The 17,331-nt window shown below is 62.9% G+C and carries 14 protein-coding genes; 7 read left to right on the top strand and 7 right to left on the bottom strand.

The features are described 5' to 3' along the window. Positions 1 to 230: 230 nt before the first annotated feature. A complete protein-coding gene (locus VMD91_10425) occupies positions 231 to 467 on the top strand; it encodes a tautomerase family protein (GenBank protein HTW84473.1) in 237 nt (78 codons plus the stop codon). After that, on the top strand, positions 464 to 2,437 hold the full coding sequence (locus VMD91_10430) for a winged helix-turn-helix domain-containing protein (GenBank protein HTW84474.1): 1,974 nt from the start codon (positions 464 to 466) through the stop codon (positions 2,435 to 2,437). Before VMD91_10425 ends, VMD91_10430 begins: the two co-directional genes overlap by 4 nt. 91 nt (positions 2,438 to 2,528) lie before the next feature. Here the strand turns inward: VMD91_10430 and VMD91_10435 are convergent, their stop codons facing one another. Both VMD91_10435 and VMD91_10440 read right to left on the bottom strand, forming a co-directional pair. Next, positions 2,529 to 4,067, bottom strand: a complete 1,539-nt coding sequence (locus VMD91_10435) for a SpoIIE family protein phosphatase (protein ID HTW84475.1) — start codon at positions 4,065 to 4,067, stop codon at positions 2,529 to 2,531. A 6-nt stretch (positions 4,068 to 4,073) separates the two neighbouring features. Next, the gene (locus VMD91_10440; GenBank protein ID HTW84476.1) at positions 4,074 to 5,537 is read right to left on the bottom strand and encodes an ATPase domain-containing protein; all 1,464 of its coding nucleotides are present in this window, start codon (positions 5,535 to 5,537) and stop codon (positions 4,074 to 4,076) included. 220 nt (positions 5,538 to 5,757) lie between these two features. Here VMD91_10440 and VMD91_10445 point away from each other — a divergent pair, with 220 nt between their 5' ends. Next, positions 5,758 to 6,258 (top strand): YdeI/OmpD-associated family protein, encoded by a 501-nt coding sequence (locus tag VMD91_10445; protein ID HTW84477.1) that lies wholly within the window; start codon positions 5,758 to 5,760, stop codon positions 6,256 to 6,258. A gap of 3 nt (positions 6,259 to 6,261) precedes the next feature. On the opposite strand, the gene VMD91_10450 is transcribed toward VMD91_10445, so the two are convergent. Continuing rightward, positions 6,262 to 6,834: a nuclear transport factor 2 family protein gene (locus tag VMD91_10450; GenBank protein HTW84478.1), complete on the bottom strand. Its 573-nt coding sequence runs from the start codon at positions 6,832 to 6,834 to the stop codon at positions 6,262 to 6,264. Positions 6,835 to 6,942: 108 nt separating this feature from the next. Here VMD91_10450 and VMD91_10455 point away from each other — a divergent pair, with 108 nt between their 5' ends. The 3 genes from VMD91_10455 to VMD91_10465 all read left to right on the top strand — a co-directional run bounded on the left by VMD91_10455 (position 6,943) and on the right by VMD91_10465 (position 10,541). Beyond that, positions 6,943 to 8,004 (top strand): histidine kinase, encoded by a 1,062-nt coding sequence (locus tag VMD91_10455; GenBank protein ID HTW84479.1) that lies wholly within the window; start codon positions 6,943 to 6,945, stop codon positions 8,002 to 8,004. Then, on the top strand, positions 8,001 to 8,774 hold the full coding sequence (locus VMD91_10460; GenBank protein HTW84480.1) for a LytTR family DNA-binding domain-containing protein: 774 nt from the start codon (positions 8,001 to 8,003) through the stop codon (positions 8,772 to 8,774). The genes VMD91_10455 and VMD91_10460 overlap by 4 nt, the downstream gene beginning before the upstream one ends. Positions 8,775 to 8,864: 90 nt before the next feature. After that, positions 8,865 to 10,541 (top strand): carboxylesterase family protein, encoded by a 1,677-nt coding sequence (locus VMD91_10465; GenBank protein HTW84481.1) that lies wholly within the window; start codon positions 8,865 to 8,867, stop codon positions 10,539 to 10,541. Positions 10,542 to 10,941: 400 nt separating this feature from the next. Here VMD91_10465 and VMD91_10470 read toward each other — a convergent pair whose 3' ends face one another. From VMD91_10470 to VMD91_10485, 4 genes are all read right to left on the bottom strand, one after another. Further along, complete coding sequence (locus tag VMD91_10470; protein HTW84482.1) at positions 10,942 to 11,337, bottom strand: DUF4279 domain-containing protein; 396 nt, start codon at positions 11,335 to 11,337, stop codon at positions 10,942 to 10,944. Positions 11,338 to 13,397: 2,060 nt separating this feature from the next. Then, positions 13,398 to 13,748: a hypothetical protein gene (locus tag VMD91_10475; GenBank protein HTW84483.1), complete on the bottom strand. Its 351-nt coding sequence runs from the start codon at positions 13,746 to 13,748 to the stop codon at positions 13,398 to 13,400. 449 nt (positions 13,749 to 14,197) lie between these two features. Continuing rightward, the gene (locus tag VMD91_10480; GenBank protein HTW84484.1) at positions 14,198 to 14,701 is read right to left on the bottom strand and encodes a hypothetical protein; all 504 of its coding nucleotides are present in this window, start codon (positions 14,699 to 14,701) and stop codon (positions 14,198 to 14,200) included. A gap of 637 nt (positions 14,702 to 15,338) precedes the next feature. Further along, positions 15,339 to 15,677, bottom strand: coding sequence for a hypothetical protein (locus tag VMD91_10485; protein HTW84485.1), 339 nt, complete (start codon positions 15,675 to 15,677; stop codon positions 15,339 to 15,341). 1,013 nt (positions 15,678 to 16,690) lie between these two features. On the opposite strand from VMD91_10485, the gene VMD91_10490 reads away from it, so the two are divergent. Then, complete coding sequence (locus tag VMD91_10490) at positions 16,691 to 17,323, top strand: hypothetical protein (GenBank protein ID HTW84486.1); 633 nt, start codon at positions 16,691 to 16,693, stop codon at positions 17,321 to 17,323. Positions 17,324 to 17,331: the final 8 nt, after the last annotated feature.

Raw genomic sequence — 17,331 nt, forward strand, 5'->3', positions numbered from 1 at the left:
AAGGACGATCGAGCCGATCTTGCGGATCGTCGACTGAGAACGGGTTCGTATCAATGTGGCTCAGGGGATGGGTCGATACGGGCGTACACAGCCGAGGTATTCATTGCCGCCGCTCCGTTGAAGATCTCGGCCGGCTGCATCATAACTCCATCATGACGGCGGCGGTCCGAGCGGATATGCTGATGAAGCGTCCAACGTCTTGGCGGACGCTCGCAGTGAAGGAGAGTCCGATGCCGCTCATTCAGGTAAGCGTGATCAAGGGCGTGTTTTCGCCCGAGCAAAAGACACAGATGATCTCGCGTTTGACCGACGCGATGGTATCGATCGAGGGTGAGAACATGCGCGGCGTCACGTGGGTGAAGGTCGACGAGATCGAGAGTGGTGACTGGGGTATCGGCGGGCAGGCGCTCACGACCGAGGCTGTCAAGGCGCTCGCTGCCGGAAAGACGCCCGCCAGCGTCGGGTGATCGCGACCGAGGGACGCCGCGACGATCTTCCGTTCGTCGGGCGTGACGAAGAGCTGGCGTTCCTCGATCGCTTGACGCGTGCAGCGGTCCCGTCGATCTGTTTCGTCACCGGCATCGGCGGGATCGGAAAGTCGGGCCTGCTCGACGCATTTGCGCGACGTAGCAGGGGCGCCGGCGCAGCGGTCGTGCGCATTGACTGCCGGCTGGTCGAGCCGACGGAGCGGGGCTTCTATCGGGAGCTCAGCCGCGCCGCGGGCGGCGAGATCGCTTCGTGCGAGGACGCCGCGCAGCGGCTCGGCGCGCTCGGGAACGTCATGCTCGTGCTGGACGACATCGATGCGTTGCGGCTGCTCGATACGTGGCTGCGCCGCCGCTTCGTGCCCAGCTTGCCATTGAACGTTCACGTCGTCTTCAGCGGCCGCGACCCGCCGCTCTCGGCGTGGCTGCAGATGCCGTGGCGCGGCGCCTTCCTGAACCTCGAACTGACGCCCCTCGCCGATAGCGACGCGGTGGCGTTGCTGACCGCCGCCGGCATCGAGCCCGCGCAAGCCGTCCGCGTCAACCGCATCGCTCGCGGCCACCCGCTCGCCTTGACGCTCGCCGCCATCACGCTGCAGAACGCCGACGACCCCGCACTCGAAGAGGTCGCGTTTCACCGCATCATCGATGAGCTGGCGCGACGGCATCTGGCCGAGATCCGGGATCCGGTCACCCGTCGTGCGATCGAGGCGGCGGCACTCGTGCGATCCGTCACGGTGCCGCTGCTCGGTGCGATGATGCCGGACGTCGCGCCCAGCGATGCCTACGAGCGCCTCCGCGCGCTGCCGCTCATGCGGCTCTCCCGGGACGGCCTCAAGCTGCACGATACGGTACGTGACGCGATCGCGCGCGAGCTGCGCTCCGCGGATCCACAGCGGTACCTCGTGCTTCGCCGTGCCGCTTGGAGCCGCTTGACGCGCGAGCTGCGCACGGCGCCGGCGTCGGAGCTTTGGCGATACACTGCCGATCTGCTCTATCTGCTCGAGAATCCCGTCGTGCGTGAGGCCTTCTTCCCGTCCGGCGCGCAGCGCTACGCGGTCGAGCCCGCTCGCGCGTCCGACCGGGTCGCGATCGTCGCCATCACCGAACGCCACGAGGGCCCTTCGATGGCACGGACAGTCGCCGCGTGGTGGGAGCACGGCGCCGATGCGTTCAGCGTCGCGCGCGACCACGACGGCGAGGTGGTCGGCTACTACGTGATGTTCGATGCCGCACGTCTGGAGACGATGCCGGCCGACCCCGACCCGGTGCTGGCCCAATGGGCTGCGCACGTGGTCGCGAATCCGGTCGCGCCCGGCGAACGAATCCTGTTCTTGCGTCGCTGGCTGTCACTGGTCGACGGCGAGGCGCCGTGCGCCGTCCAGGCCGCGTGCTGGCTCGACATCAAGCGCGCCTACATGGCGTATCGCCCGCATCTGCGGCGCGTCTACCTCGCACTGCGCGACGTGGGCCCGTACGCCGCGGCAGCGACCGAGCTCGGCTTCACCGTCCTGGACGAGTGCGCGACGACGATCGCCGGCGATCGCTACTCCACCGCGATGCTCGACTTCGGCCCCAGCTCGGTCGATGGGTGGTTCGCAAGCCTCGTCGCCGCCGAGCTCGGCATCGCGACGAACACGTTGCTCGACGTCGGCTCCCGTGCGTTGCTCGTCGGATCGCGGCGCGTCCCGCTGACGCGTCGCGAGTTCGACACGCTGCACTGCCTGGTCCAGCGCACGGGCGACGTCGTGCACCGCGAGAAGCTCCTCGCGGAGGTGTGGGGCGACGACGCCGACGTCGCCAGCAACGTCGTCGACGTGGTGGTGCGCTCGCTGCGCAAGAAGCTCGCCGAACGCGCGCACGTCATCGAAACCGTCTCCGGCATCGGCTACCGCCTCCACGAGGAGCCGGTGCTCGAAGCGCCCGTCAAGGCCGAGGGCAACTCTTTGTGAAAGACGCAATCGCAGGCAAGCAGCCCTCCTTCGAAGCCACGCTCGGGACCCGTCGGGCGGGGACGTGTATGCCGGAATTCGACATGGGCGGCTAGGCGCGGCCGGCGCGGGCCAGCCCGGCCGCGTCGGAAGCCGCGCTGAGGACCGCGCGCGCGTGGCTGCCGCCGTGCGGCCGTTTCGTGACGTAAAAGTCGTCGGCCAAGCGCGCGACGATGAAGAGACCGCGGCCGGTCTCGCTGAGCGGGTTGTCCGGCAATTTCGGGAGGTACCGAAAACCGGGGCCGCCGTCGAGTACGTGGAGCACGGGGGCCGGACCGCTCCAGTCGAGGGTCACGTCGACCCATTTCGGCGCGTAACGCACGACGTTGCCGATCAATTCGGCGAATACGAGCTCGGCATTGGAAACGGCGTCCACCGGGAGCTTGCCTTTGACCAGCTCCGCCATGAACTCCTCACGTACGTCGCGGAACGCGTCCGGGTCGCGCGAATCGAACGACCAGTGCACGAGCCGTTCGCTGGCCAGCGTGCGCTCGACGTGTGCAACGGTGAGGACCGCGACGTCGTCGGGCGAAGCCTCGCGGATGATCGCGTCGTGAATCGCGAGCGCGACGTTGGGGGCGGCGATGACTTCCGCGTCTTGCAGCGCCCGGCGAAGTGCCTCTTCGCCGCCGATCGGGTCGCGATCCGCTTCGGTCAATCCGTCGGTGTAGAGCACGAGCAGCGATCCGATCGGCATGCTGGTCTCGTGCACGGTCCTCTCGACGTCGAACGGAAGGCCCAGCGGGCCACCGGAGCATTCCAGCTCGACCACGCCGCCGTCCGGCGTCCGCAGGAGCGGGCGCGGATGTCCGGCCGAGGCGTAGATGAGGAGCGCCGTGACCGGGTCGAAGATCGCGACGAACGCCGTGACGAGGCTCTCGGGGTTTTCGGCGTGCAACGTACGGTGCGCGGCGTCGAGCAGCATCCCAGGATCGGGGTTGATGTGCGCGGCCCCGCGGAAAACTTGGCGCACGCTCGCCATCGCGACCGCGGCGTCGAGGCCCGAACCGCACACGTCGCCGATCGAGAACAGGACGCGTCCGTCGGGAAGGCGCAGCGCGTCGTACCAATCGCCGCCGATCTGCGCTTCGTCCATCCCCGGGCGGTAGAAGGCGCCGAAGGTCAGCCCCGGGACCTTAGGAAGCGCCCGCGGCAGCGCCGCCTTCTGGAAGCGCTGAGCGACGCGCCTCTCGTGGCGGTAGGCATGCGACATCGACTGCAAGCGCTGCGAGAGCCGGCGCGCGCGAACGAGGCTCTCGACGCGCGTGCGCATCTCACGCTTCTCGAGCGGCCGCAGCACGACGTCGTCGACGACGCGCCACAGATCCTTGGACATCGTTCCGACGCTCTGGCGGTCGCTCATCAGGAGCACCGGAATCAGCACGGGATCGCTCTGGTGCCGCAGGGCGGCGATGCGCGAGGCCGCGTCCTTGAGCGAGAGACCGTCGGTGATGATGAGATCGATGTCGATCTCGTCCTCGTGATCGTCGGAGACGGGCAGGTCGAACACGACCTCGTAGCGTGGCACCAGGAACTGCGCCAGAAGACTCTTGTTCTCGCGATTCGCGAAAAGGACGACGAGACGGCTCACGAGCGATTACACGGCGACGCGATTGTTGAGGTCGTGTGTTTCACCGAGCATGCCGCCGAGATGTGCGAGCGGCTGTCCGATGCTGACGCCGTGCGGGGTCATCTCGAAATAGCGTAGCTCCTTCTCGAAGTCGCTCAATCGCTTCTTGAGAACGCCCAGCGCGCGGCCGATCTCCGCGCCCGATGACGTTCTGCGCTCGACGTAACGCAACAGGACGACGTTGTCCGCCAGGTAGGTGATACCGATGTGCGTGATGCCGATGTCGGAGATGTTCGGCAGCTCGTTGATCAGCAACACGGTCACGCCGACGTTCTGCAAGTAGCGGCAGAGCGCATGGAGCCGTTCATTCAGATCGTGCTCGGAGACCGAGAGGCGATATCCGCTGATGCTGTCGATCATGACGATTCTGGTGTGATGCTGCTCGACGTCACGGCGCACCATATTCGCGAACTCGTCCGGGGAGAAGCGAAGCGCCTCGACGGGCACCACGGAGAGCGTTCCTCGCGCGATCATCTCGGTGACCGGAATGTTGACGCCCTCACAACGCTCGGTGAGCGTCTCGGCGCGTTCGTCGAAGGTGTAGATGACCGACCGCTCTCCGCGCGTTGCGGCTTCCTTCATGAATTGCGCGGCCAGGGTGGTCTTGCCGACGCCGCTCGGTCCGGTGATCAGCGTGACGGTCCCCCGTTCGATTCCGCCGTGCGTGAGCGTGTCGAGCTCGGCGATGCCCCACGAGAGCGTGCCGCTCGTGTACGGCTCATGGTGAGCCTCGGGCAGCAGGCGTGGGAAAACCGCCGCGCCGTGCCCGCTCAAGCGCAGCGTGTGCGCCCCGGCACGATAGTCGGAGCCGCGAAACTTCGCGACCGTCAGCGAGCGCGCTCGCTCGCTGGGCGCCAACTCGATCACGCCGTCGGAGAGAAACCGCAGATCGTCGTCGGGGAGCTCGGCGCTGGACTCCGAGGTCATGAGCACGCACGCACCGCGTTCCTTGATGTAGCGCAGAAACGCGAGCGTCTGGCGGCGGAACTCCTGCGCGTCCTTGGAGAGATAGCGCAGCGCGGTCATCGAATCCACGAACACGCGTCGCGGCTTCGTCTGCTCGACGGCCTCGATGATTCGCGCGGTCGTCGGCTCGAGCTCGACTTCGGACGGCGAGAAGATGTCATAGCTGCGCACGTTCTCGAACAGATCCGACGACGGGCTCAGATCGCAGAATCGCACGCCGGCGCTGTCGAAACCGAGGTAGCCGGCGTTCTTCACCAGGTCCGCTTCCGGCTCACCGAAGGTGATGAAGAGCACCGCTTCTCCGGCGGCCGCGCCGGCGCACAGGAAATGCCAACCGAGCGTGGTCTTGCCGCCACCGGGGGGGCCGCTCAGGAGATAGGTGCGTCCCTCGATGTAACCCCCGTGTAGCACTTCGTCCAGGCCCGCGATTCCCGTCGCGACACGTACCGGCAGCGTTTGCGTCACGCCTCTCTTCCTCACCATGACTCGGTCTGCGCGAAACGCGCTCGAAAAAAAGACCAGCCCCTTGCTACCCGCTCAGCGAGCAGGTCTAACCTCCCCGGTGCACCCGCGCGGCCGATCACCCAGCCGCACCCCGCTCGCCCTGGGACAAGGAGCAGGTGGGTGGCGCGGCTAGAGAAGCAGCACAAACGTTCGTTCAAATCCGCGACGATGGAAGAAATCCGTGAAAGACGCAATCGTAGGCAAACAGTTGTCCTTCGAAGCCACGCTCGAGAACTGGGTGGAAGGAATGGACTATTGCGCCGTTCCGGTTCCGGCCAAGATTACCGAAGCGCTCGGGACGTACGCCGCCGTAGCCGTTATGGCTCGTCTCAACGACTCCGCGCCGTTCAGAGTAAGCCTCTTTCCCGTCGGCGGCGGTCGGCATTATATCCGCATCAAAGCCAAGGTTCGAAAAGAGACCGGAACCAAAACCGGCGAGACGGTGCACCTGCGAATCACCGTCATCGACCAGGCAGCCCTGACGTACCCGTCCGATTTGCTCTCGGCACTGCGGGCGCAAGGAGCCACCAAGGCGTTCAACGCCCTCCCGCCCGGCCGGCGCGACTTCATCGCCCGACGCATCGAGGAGGCGGTGAAACCCGAAACGCGCCGGAAGCGGATTGACGCTGCCGTTGCGGAGGTTCAGCGAACGAGACCGACGCGTACGGGCCGCGCAAAGTGATCGTCAGCCGGAACGTTGAAGGCTACCGCCAGGAGCCACGGTGCAGCGGGCCGTGCGGCCGGGGATCACGGTACGGCGCAGCGTCCCCGGGATCACGGTCTCGTGCAGCAGAACGGATTTCCAGCTCCCGTTCTTCCAAACCAAGACATCGGTTTGCCGCTCCTTGACGTCGAAACAGTCGCTGACGATTTGTCCGTTCCGTTCCTTGATCGAACGGCCTGCGGCATTCAGATGCGTCGTGACGAGCGCCGTGTTGCCGTAGAGACGAACGCGCGGGTCCGAGAGAATCATCTTGCTGCGCGTGAAGTCTCCGGCTCGAACGTATGCGATGAAGTCCTTGCGCTCGCCAATGCCGCCGAAGCCGCTAACGACGATCCAACCGTCAGCGAGCAGGGTTTCGAGCGCGTCGGCGTCGCTGTTCAATAACGCTTGGTTAATTGATTCCTCGGCACTCAAGGCGCTCTTCGCCGATGGCTGAGGAACTGTGGCTCGTGCGGCCGCCGCCGGAGACAGCACGAGTACCAACGATGCTATAATCAATGCCATGAAGTCGTTCGTCGCCGCGCGCGATGCCATCCGGTGCCTCCGCTTTACGGTGTGTGCATCACCCATCCTAGCACGGGCCACCGCCGAGCGTGACGAGCAATCTGCAGTCCGAGTTGGTTTTGCGGTGAGGCGTTGACTTTGAGCGCTGAAGTGAAACTGCGTTCCGCGGAGCTTCCCGGCTTTTGGACGCTGCAGGCGGCGGGGTGGGGTTGTATGGCCCTGTCGGCGCTTATTGCCGACCTGCCATCGCTCGCAAATGTTCACGTGCTGCGGTACAGCGGTTCGTTTCTGGTCTGGACGTTTGCCGCTAGCTGCTGCCTGCGATTTCCATGCAGGTCTCTCGCGGGACGCGGCCTATCGTGGATCGCCCTCGAAGGACGAGCATTTTTCTTGTGCGCGTTTGCCGGCTTGATCAGCGGATATCTCGCTGAAGTGACAGGGCGTGGCTATCCTCTCGATTGGTACGAATGGGTCGCAAGGTCCGTCCAAAGCGCGTTCATTCTCTTCGTCTGGTGCAGTCTCTACTTCAGCATCAAGACGTGGCGGCAAGTCACGCGAGAACGGGAGCGGCTTCTTCGAGCGGAGGGCGAGGCTCGCGACGCCAGGCTGAGCGCGCTGCGCTACCAACTCAATCCGCATTTTCTCTTCAACGCGCTTAACGCAGTATCGACGCTGGTCCTCGAAGGGGATTCCGCCGCCGCCACCCGTATGCTCGCGCAAATCGGCGATTTCTTGCGGACGATGTTGGATACGGAAACCAAACTCGAGGTACCGCTGTCCGACGAGGTCGCTTTCGTCGAGCAATATTTGGCAATCGAGCAGACACGTCTTGGATCTCGCCTTCGTACCAACGTCTCCATTTCTGCCGACACCTTGGACGCGCTGGTGCCTAGCATGCTGCTCCAGCCATTGGTCGAGAATGCCGTTCGCCACGGCGTCGCACCCTGTCTCGAAGGGGGAGGGATCGAAATTCGCAGCCGGCGCGACGGCATTCAGTTGAAACTCGCCATTCGAAACTCCGGAGCAGCCGATCAAGGGATGTTGCAGCGCCGCCTCACGACGGGAATCGGACTCAGCAATACCACCGAGCGGCTGAAGACATTGTATCCGGATAGCCACGGATTTTCGTTGGAGTGGCTGGCGCTCGGGGGCTGCGAGGTGCGCATCGAGCTTCCGTTCCGCAAAGCCGAGACGACATGAGCGACGCCTTGCGCGTCTTGATCGTCGACGACGAGCCGCTCGCGCGGCGCGGCATCGCATTACGGCTTGGTCGATTCGCCGACATCGAGATCGTCGGCGAGTGTGGCGACGGCAAAGCAGCGGTTGAGGCGATCCTCAACCTCACTCCCGACCTGGTGTTTCTCGACATCGAGATGCCGGTAATGAATGGGTTCGACGTACTCGGGGCATTGCCCGCGGAGCGAGTGCCCGCGATCATCTTTCTGACCGCCTATGAACAGCATGCGGTGCGTGCGTTCGAGGTGCATGCTCTGGACTATCTCCTCAAGCCGGTGGACGACGAACGCTTCGCGGCCTCGATCCGCAGCGCGCGGCGCTTACTCGATTCCGCGACTCAGATGCAGATCGCCGCGCGGATCCTCGGCATGCTCGGGGAGCGCCCGAAGCAGTATGCTTCTCATTTCGCCGTCCGGACGGGATCGCGAATTCAGATCGTGCTGGTTGAAGAGATCGAATGGATAGCAGCGTCCGGAGACTACACGGAGCTGCACGTCAGGGGCCGTTCGCATCTCTTACGGGAAGCGATGAACTCACTTGAAAGGAAGCTGGATCCCGTGACGTTCTTGCGGATTCACCGCTCTCGAATAGTCCAGGTCCGCTGTATCACGGAACTGCGAAGCATCGATAACGGGGAGTATTCCGTAACGCTCTCCGACGGGTCCGAGCACCGTTCCAGTCGGACGTACGCGAAGCGGCTCGACTCCTGGCTGAACGGCTTCCAACGCGGATAGAACGGGCCAAACGGGAGCCCGGGACAAGGAGCCGGTGGGTGTTGTGGCTACATAGACGGTAACAACATTCTTTCATGGAGGAAACCGGCGGTGAGAATTTTCCTGATGCCGCTCCGCACGATCGGTTTGCTCACGGCTGCGGGTCTTCTTTTGACGAGCTGCGGCCTCGGCGGCCGCTCCACCGCCCCGCCGGCGCCGTTCGTTTCCGGCAGCTCGTTGACGCTCGTGACGGACCGGGGGTCCGTCTACGGCACGTCTGCGAACGGCGTGCGCAAATTCTACGCGATTCCGTATGCCGCGCCACCGGTCGGGGCGCTCCGGTTTGCCCCTCCGGCCCTGCACGCGAAGTTCGCCGGCGTCCTCAACGCGACCGCGCCCGGGAATGTCTGCCCGCAACCGGGGTCGACCGCCCCGCTCGTGCAGAGCGAGGATTGCCTCAACCTCAACGTGACGACGCCGTACCCCGCCGGAACCGGTTTACCGGTGATGGTCTGGATCCACGGCGGTTCGTTCACGAGCGGCGCGGGCGTCGAGTACGACCCGACGCAACTGGTAACGGTCGGCAACATCATCGTCGTGACCATCAACTATCGCTTGGGCATCCTGGGCTGGCTCGGTGCCGCCGCGCTCGACAACGGCTCGGGCAACACCGGGAACTACGGTATCGAAGATCAGGTCGCCGCGCTGGGCTGGGTCCAACGCAACATCGCGCAGTTCGGGGGAAATCCGAGCAACGTCACAGTTGCGGGCGAGTCCGCGGGCGCGATCAGCGTCGCGCAGCTCCTCGCCGTCCCGAAGGCAAGCGGCCTCTTCGCACGTGCGATTCTCGAGAGCGGCCCGCCGGCCGCGCCGACGAACCCAGTTTCACTCGCGGAGACGGAGGTCGGCCCGCTGGTGACCTCGGGCTTGGGATGTACCGGCACGAACGCGCAGGTCGTCACCTGCCTGCAAAGCCCGGCGATCACGTTCCAGAAAGTCCTCAGCGTCCAAGCAACGTTGCCGGCTTTCAAGATTGGACCGACCATCGGCGCCGACATCACCGCGCAACCGCGCTCGCAGCTCGGGAAAGTTCCGTTGCTCGAGGGCGGGAACGAGCTCGAGCTCGCGACGTTTCTCGAAGGCTTCAACGTGGCGTTGCCGACGGCGCTCATCCCGGGGCAAAGCGTCACGCAGACCCAGTACACGAACGATCTCGCCGTGCTGTACGGCTCGGCCGGGTTCGCGGATGCCATCGCCGCGGAGTATCCGCTCACGAGCTACCCCGACGGTTACACCGCAGTCTCACAGGTGATGACCGACTACAACGTCCCGCTGCAAGTCCTCACGTTGTGCGAAGACGTGACGAGTTGGAACGTGCAGGCGGCCGCGGGCGCGGCGCCGGCGTACGCGTACGAATTCGACGATCCGAACGCGCCGGCGATCGAACCCGGCCTCCCGCGCGGTCCCGACCACGGGAGCGAACTCATCTACCTCTGGCCCGCGCTGGACATCGGTGGCCAGCCGCTCTTGGCGTCATCGCAGCCGCTTGCGACCGCGATGCAGGAGTATTGGACCAACTTCGTGCGCACCGGAAATCCGAACGGAGACGGTCTGCCGAACTGGCCCGTCTACACCACGCCGACCAGCGCGTTGCAGCTCGCGCCGACCATCCAGACCGGTGTCGACGTGAATCTCGAGCACAAGTGCCCGTTCTGGAACAGCTTCGGGCTCGCGACGAGCATGGCGCGGTCCCCCGCCTGGAAGGGCACCGGGAAATTCTATCCGTGAGGTTCTATCCGTGAGGTTCTAGCCCGTTTCGATCCGAGGACCGAAAAGAGCGGCGGCTTGCAAATGCAGGTCGCCGCTCTGCGTCATCGGTGCATCTTTTCGGGAACGAACGGAAGAGCTCTACGACGTGGGGTGCGGCAAGTGCAGCACATCCATGTCGGCTTAAGGCTTCAGTTGCGACCGCAGCCGCTGACGTGATTGCAGGACGTATTTCACTCACGTGATCAGGGCCCGAGCCTGCTTGAAAATCGCCGGCGGCATGGATGCGGACGCCATCATCCGGTACTACGGCGTGGCCGCCGACGATGAGTAGGAGCCGGCCGGAGCCGAAAGAACTTGCGCGCGACGCTGTCGATGTCCGGTTCCGATGCATTACGAGGTTCCGATTGAATCCTATCGCTTAGTATCGGAAGAACAATAGTTCAGCTCCTATCGATGCCAGCCGCAGTACGATATCGGCGTCGAGCGTGGCATCGATATGCTCCTGCCCAATGTAAAGCGCAATCTCTACTTCTATTCTTGCCCGCTGGGAAAGCTCTCGTAGAACTTGCCAATCCGAGAAATTGTCGAGAAGCGCCCGAACAACGGGAGAAAGGCCGCCGGACGCTCTGGCTTCCGATCGCACTTCCCAGCGATTTTCAGGGGCGGTAATACCGCTACGGAGCAATCGCCCCGCTGCCAAGGTAGTCGCGGGTTTAATCCCAAGCATATTTGAGACTTCACTAGGGTCGACCCCCACGATCGCCAGGTAGGCGCGAATGAGGCCCGGCTCCGCGCCGGCTGGACGATCAACCATTGTCCTGCTTCTTTGTGGGGGTCTCATTCGAATGAATGATACGCGAAGAAAAGCCTCGGGGCAGTGAGGACAAACGACGATACTTTCTCAGCCGAAGTGCGGCTTCGCCTCGGCTTTGCGGCACAGGTTGTAGTGCGCGACGTTGAGCGCAAGAGCGCGTTATAGGTTCTGCGCCTTCTGCGAGAAGCCGTTCGTTAGCCGCGTGAACCGGCGCATCGACATACGCATGGTGAGGTCCGAATACCGCCTTTGGCCCCACGGGCACGCTCCGCGACCCCGAGGCGGAGCGCGGCGAGGCAGAAGATACGCGCAACCTGTTTGCTGGTGCCATCGCGGCTTTCAAAAATCCATCCTTGCATCGTGCGGTAGACGAGCGGAGACCCGATCAGGTATTGCGCCTTCTGGCGCTGACTAGCGTGCTTCGAACGATCGTCGATGAGCGCGCGGGCCTCGCCCAACGGCGTACGCAGGGCTCTCCGTGACGCGTTATCGCGTGCAACTACGAGTAGAATGCTTCGGAAAGTTCGGGGATCGTCGCCATGGTCATTCCAAACCTCCCGAAGTAGCATATCACCGCGGACTCCAGTCCCCTTGCAAAATGCCTTGAACCTTCATCAATCCGGCCTGAGCGTTCTACCGCCAGAAGCCCCACGCGCCGAAGCGGATGGCGCAATGCAATATCGAGACCCTGATGGAATCCGTTCAGCCCGAAGGCGTACCACCGGACCTTGTACCTCGCCATGCCGGTAATCGTGTGCCACTCCGTGGCCTCTTCATCGATACAGTCAACAGGCGCTGAAAAAAGCGAGCTTTAGCAGCACGACCGCTATTAAGAGAAAGCCTACGGCGCTCAGGACGACGGTCGCTGTCGCCAGACGCTTCGCGTCCTCACTCGAGCCCATGAACGTTAAGAAACCGTACGCGATGCGAGGATTAGCTGGGCGGCGGACTGTCCTAGCTCGAGTAGCCCGCTTTACTTGGCTCAGCATGAAGATACCAAGCGCCGCGCAGAGAACAGCCGCTACGACCGCACTCGAGTTTCCTGCGTATTTAAAGGGTCGCAGATCCAGCAGGCAACTAGCGACAAAATAGGGCCGCAATAGACGGATCTCCTTTATCTACCTGGACGGCAAAACTACCCCAACGCTGAGCGTTGGCGCTCCAAAGCCATTGCCTGTCGCATACCCGTTGAGATTCCCCAAACCTTCGTTCCCATAGAACCAGAACATCGACGCGGATCCGGAAGGACATCGTCCGCGGTTTTGCCGTGGTTCGGATGTACCTCGCCGCTCGTCGCGGTGAACGTTTTTTGCTGCTCCGATGCCTACTGAACGCTGCAGCCCGACAAAGACCGAGCCCTGTCCCGTGGCGTGATTGAAACTCCGCCGCCTGCAGCAACCAGAGGAGCGAAAGGGAGATTCCCGGATACTCCTTCCGAAAGCTCGACAGAAAAAGTGCCGCTTGTTGACGCATATAGGAATAGCGAAGGCGGCAAGAGCGTCGACGGAGCAGGGCCGTACATATGCCACGTCGATGCGCTCGCCTCGTGCATGCCCGCTAGTGTTCCAGTTAGATCAAAATCGTATGCGGCAAGTCCGCCTTGAGGCCCTGTCTTTCTCTGCCATGCGTGGGATGACCGGGCTGGAGCCGTACCGGTCACAAGATAGCATCGTTGTGATCGACTAGCGTTCATGGGAGGCCCGACTCTACGGAAGTCGTGATCATAGATCGCGGCCCTTCAGATTTGGGCGATGCTCGGGGTCAATCCACGGAAACGAAAACACCCTGGTCGCATTTGTCTGGTCAATCCAGCATGCTTACAATCAGGCGAACAACATCGTGAGGCTGATCGAGGACGCGACCGAACCGGTGCGGTTCTACGACAAGAGCGGCCGCGTTCTCGTGGAAAGTACGGCCAGTAGCGCGGACGAAATCTTCGCGATCTGCGTCACGATGGAAAGCTTCGGATGTGTTCGCCGGGAAGCTGTATCCGCTTGTCGTAAACCGCATTCGACCTTGAGAACGCCTGAGCGCCTAGATCAGACTTCGACGCCAGCGCCTCATCGGACGGTCGCGGGAAGCTCGCGCTCGTAGTCATCTGGTTTGTTCAGAACGTCGGGATAGCGTACAACGTGCGGCTCTCCGAATGAGTCCTCGAAGCTGATTTCAAAGCGCCGCACTTCGCGCTTATCGAAATAGGAGCCCGGCTCGGGCCCGACGAGATACGGTATGGAGATGGAGCGTTGTTCGCTCTTCGGCAGGTATGAAAAGAACATGCTCTCAGTGTCGATGACGGACTCGCCCGCATCGACCATCTTTGGTGTAGCAGTCGACAGGACCACTACGTCGCCGTTCATTGGCTCAACGTCCTGTTTCTTGAAATGGGCCCGTGCACTAACCGAAATGTGCACGTTCGTAGCGGGACCTTCACCGATATTCTCGATGATGAACTTCGCCCCCTCACCGTCGAGTTCAATAGCAGGGTTGGGGCGTTCGAGAAACGCCGGATGTGAAACGAGGGCGTTCAGGTTGGACGAGGACGACTACGGGTACGCGGCTTTGAACGAAGCGTCTATCCTCGCCACTGATGACGCGCTGCGTCTCCAAGACTGACAAGCAGGTGACAACCGCCAGGAGATAGGTTCCAAGCGCGACCGCGAAGTTAGTCCAGAACGTCGCTTTGGCTTCGATGCTCAGGCGGTCGTACCAGCCATGATCGAATCCGAAGAAAATCCAGAAAGCGATAAATGGAACAACTGCAAAGCCGAGAGCCCACCAAACTAACCTCACCCTTCTGACTTCAATTCTCGGTCTGAACTGCCGCGGCGCCGCGCCGCTCGTCGGACACGCGCCATGTAGGTCAGGACGTCGGGGGCGCGGGCGCCGCTGTGGCCGGCTTCGGCGGCGTCGGGATTCCGGGTGTGCCGAACTGCGGCGGAAAGACGGATAAGTGCAGCATGCGCAGCGCCAACAAGCGCTTCACCATGTGGTAGACGCATCCGACGAACCAGACGATCAGAACGGCAATGACCGCGCCGCGCAGCATCGGCTGCCATTTCGGGGTCGCGGTGCAGACTACGTAGAGGCAGCCGGCCAAAAGCGTCGAGAGCCAGCAACTGACGATCATCATCCCGATCTCGGCGCCGATGAACGCGACCGAGGCCTGCGCGTCGGCCTTTGCCTTCTCAAGAATCGGGGCAAACTTCGTGACGTTCTTGAACTCATCGCTCACGCGGTGAGGTATGAACGATACGAGAAAATGAAGTAGCTGGACCAGGGGCCGGAATAACAGAATCGCGGCGAGTGCCACGACGAGGTCGACCAGTCTATCGGTGGTCCAGAGATGGTTGAAGAAGTCGTTCACTGCTGCCCTCGCTAAGTGAGGTTTGACCGTCCCATCGTTCGTGACGCGAAGAACGACTTCCGTGCGGCGCATCCCGACGACGCGGTCTGCGGCATGGGCGGGCGCGTTCGGGTCAAGCGTAGCCGCATCTGCCCTGGCACTTGGGAAGTCTTCGCAATACCTCAACGACACCCCGACTGCTCCGAGCCTTCAAGGGCCGGCATTGATGCTGGTCGATCGCATCGGCCTGCTGACTTCCAAGCTCGGCGAGGTGCAGGTCGTGCTCGCTGGGCTGAAGACGTCGACTTCGGAGCTGGCACGTCGAAGTGCCACGGCTTTGATCACGAGCGGGAGTCTCGATCAAATTCTCCGAGAAGTGCGAACTGCCGTAGTAGAGCCTCAGCGCAAAGCGGCAACGCATCACTCAGCGCCCCGATGCAGGAAATGCGGACGGGAAGTGCAGATCGCGCGCATCCGTGCGGGGGGGGGGCGGCGTTGAGCAGGCGCCGAGTTGCGCCGGTCTCTTAAGATTAGACGGAATGGGGCGCAGTCCGTCAGGGGCATGCAAGACGCCGCGGCTGACCTCGGTGCCCTTGCCTACGCGATAGGCATCCCCGCATGAGTTCACTATCGAGTCAGCTTTCTGCCGACTGCGCCGCTAAGTGCTCGTACCCAGCGCGCGTTGTCTCGCCTTCATAAACTGCTCCGCTGCTTCGCGTGAGGCATCGTTCGTCGACGTGAGATACGGTCTCACAGCATCTGCGTAAGACCACGCTCGAGCGCGCTTCAGCGCAGTGATGGCCGCCCAAACGCTGTCTCCAGTTTTGAGGAAGCCAACGAGCACCAGGACGATTCGCGGATCGTTCCACGCCGAGATCCTACGCGCGACTTCGTCACGTCCGCTCCCGAGCTTTGCGTCGGAGACAACCTCAAGGAGCACGTCCAGGTCCCTCTTCTCCGCGTTCGCTGCGATTGCCAGGCCGAGCGCGAACTTCAACCTATCCGTATAAGACTCAGGAAGATGGCGAGCGAGCCAGACCAGCTTCGAAAACGGAGGGTCACCGTAGGTATGAGCTAGCGCTCGAAGGATGGACTCGGTAACACCCTCGGGATACGGCTTATCCAGTGCCGCCAGCAGTACGGGAACCGCATCTGGATAGCGGAGGCGAACATTCGCCAAGTCCCAGACAGATGCGAGAGGTATTCCGAGCCCTCGCAACTCTGCGACCAGCGGTGCCTCTGCCTGAGTCTCGTCGTTAATGCGCGCGCGGCGCTTTGCGTCCCAATCGGACCGTGGCGCCTCTAATGGCGCCCCAAGCCCATCCCACGATCGGATCTCAGCCCATGCTTCGGTGGTAGTTGTGGGGTCTGCCGCTTTCGGCTTTTTCATCATAGTTTGACCCGTGGCACTCGTTCGATGACACCTTTGCCCGACTTTACGAGCGCGTCCATCGCGTCCTGGAGCGGCTTCGACAACTGGGTATCGTCGGTGATCCGCAAGACAAAGGTCTTACCGGTGGCTTCCGCCTCTGCCATCTCGTCCTTAATCTGGGACGTGAGGGACTGTTTTACGACGTGCTTCGCTTCGCTTCGCCTACCATCGTCTTTGTCAGATTGTCGGCGATGCGCCTTCTGCCGCTCGCCGTCCTGAAGGCACCTTTGACGCAACCCCCGGCTTCCTCGAATGCTTTTGCCGCGGCGCGTTGAGCCACCGAGAGGCCGCCTCGAATTGGGCCTGCAAGTTCGACCTCGCCCACTGCTTCCGCGCCAGCTGCGGCCAGTTCTGCCCCTCCGACGACGACCGCTCCTTCGACGACGCATGCGTCCTCGAGACAGTAACCGGACGGATCGGCGTAGGAGTAGGGGTTGTTGCGATTCCACATGTAGGGCCGCGGGCGGAGTCTTCGTTGAAGCCGGCTTCATGGGAAACCAGTCGACCAACAAGCAGTTCCTTCCGGTGAACGGTCACGAATCGGGCGGCTTCGCCGGGGTCGGCCTGCACTTCTGAGCATGGACGTCTCGGTCTCGAAGCCCGTGCTGGATTCCGTCGTACACACGCTGTCGGCGATCGAATATCTGCTGCGTCTCGGTTTGACGTCGATCACCGACAACGCCGATGCACTTGCGACACTCGGGTTTAAGCCTGCCTATCCCCAAATCAAGAGCGGATACGAGTCAACGATTTGGGAGCGGAGGATAGAGAGGGGTCGCCTCAATCACGACGGACACCATTTGTTGCGACGTGGTATCGTCGCGAGGCGTTGCTCGGCTGAAAGCGGTCCGCGCGGAGGCAAGGGCGCGTCTAACCACCGGCTGCACCGCGCTGTAGATGCGAAGGTCCCAGCCGCTAGGTATTGCGCGCGTGACGTGACGCCAAGGCAACCCCGCGGCAACGTGATGCTCTGGGTTGCGCGCGCCTCGTCTAAGGCGCTAGGGGCGGCCCTTGAGAACCTGCGCCAGGCTTTCGGCGCCGACGCGGTCGACGTAGTTTCCGAGTTTCATGTCGCCGCGGACGCCGGAAGCGAAGTCGTCTCCGTACTCGTTGCGCAGCGTCCGAATGAGCGTGTCGCTGCGTTTGCGGTGGATCTCGCCGTCGACGTCCCCGACGCCTGGCTGCTTAGGTTACTGAGCCATCTGAGTTAGATCTAGTC

This window comes from Candidatus Sulfotelmatobacter sp. (assembly GCA_035504415.1).
GTDB lineage: Bacteria > Vulcanimicrobiota > Vulcanimicrobiia > Vulcanimicrobiales > Vulcanimicrobiaceae > Vulcanimicrobium.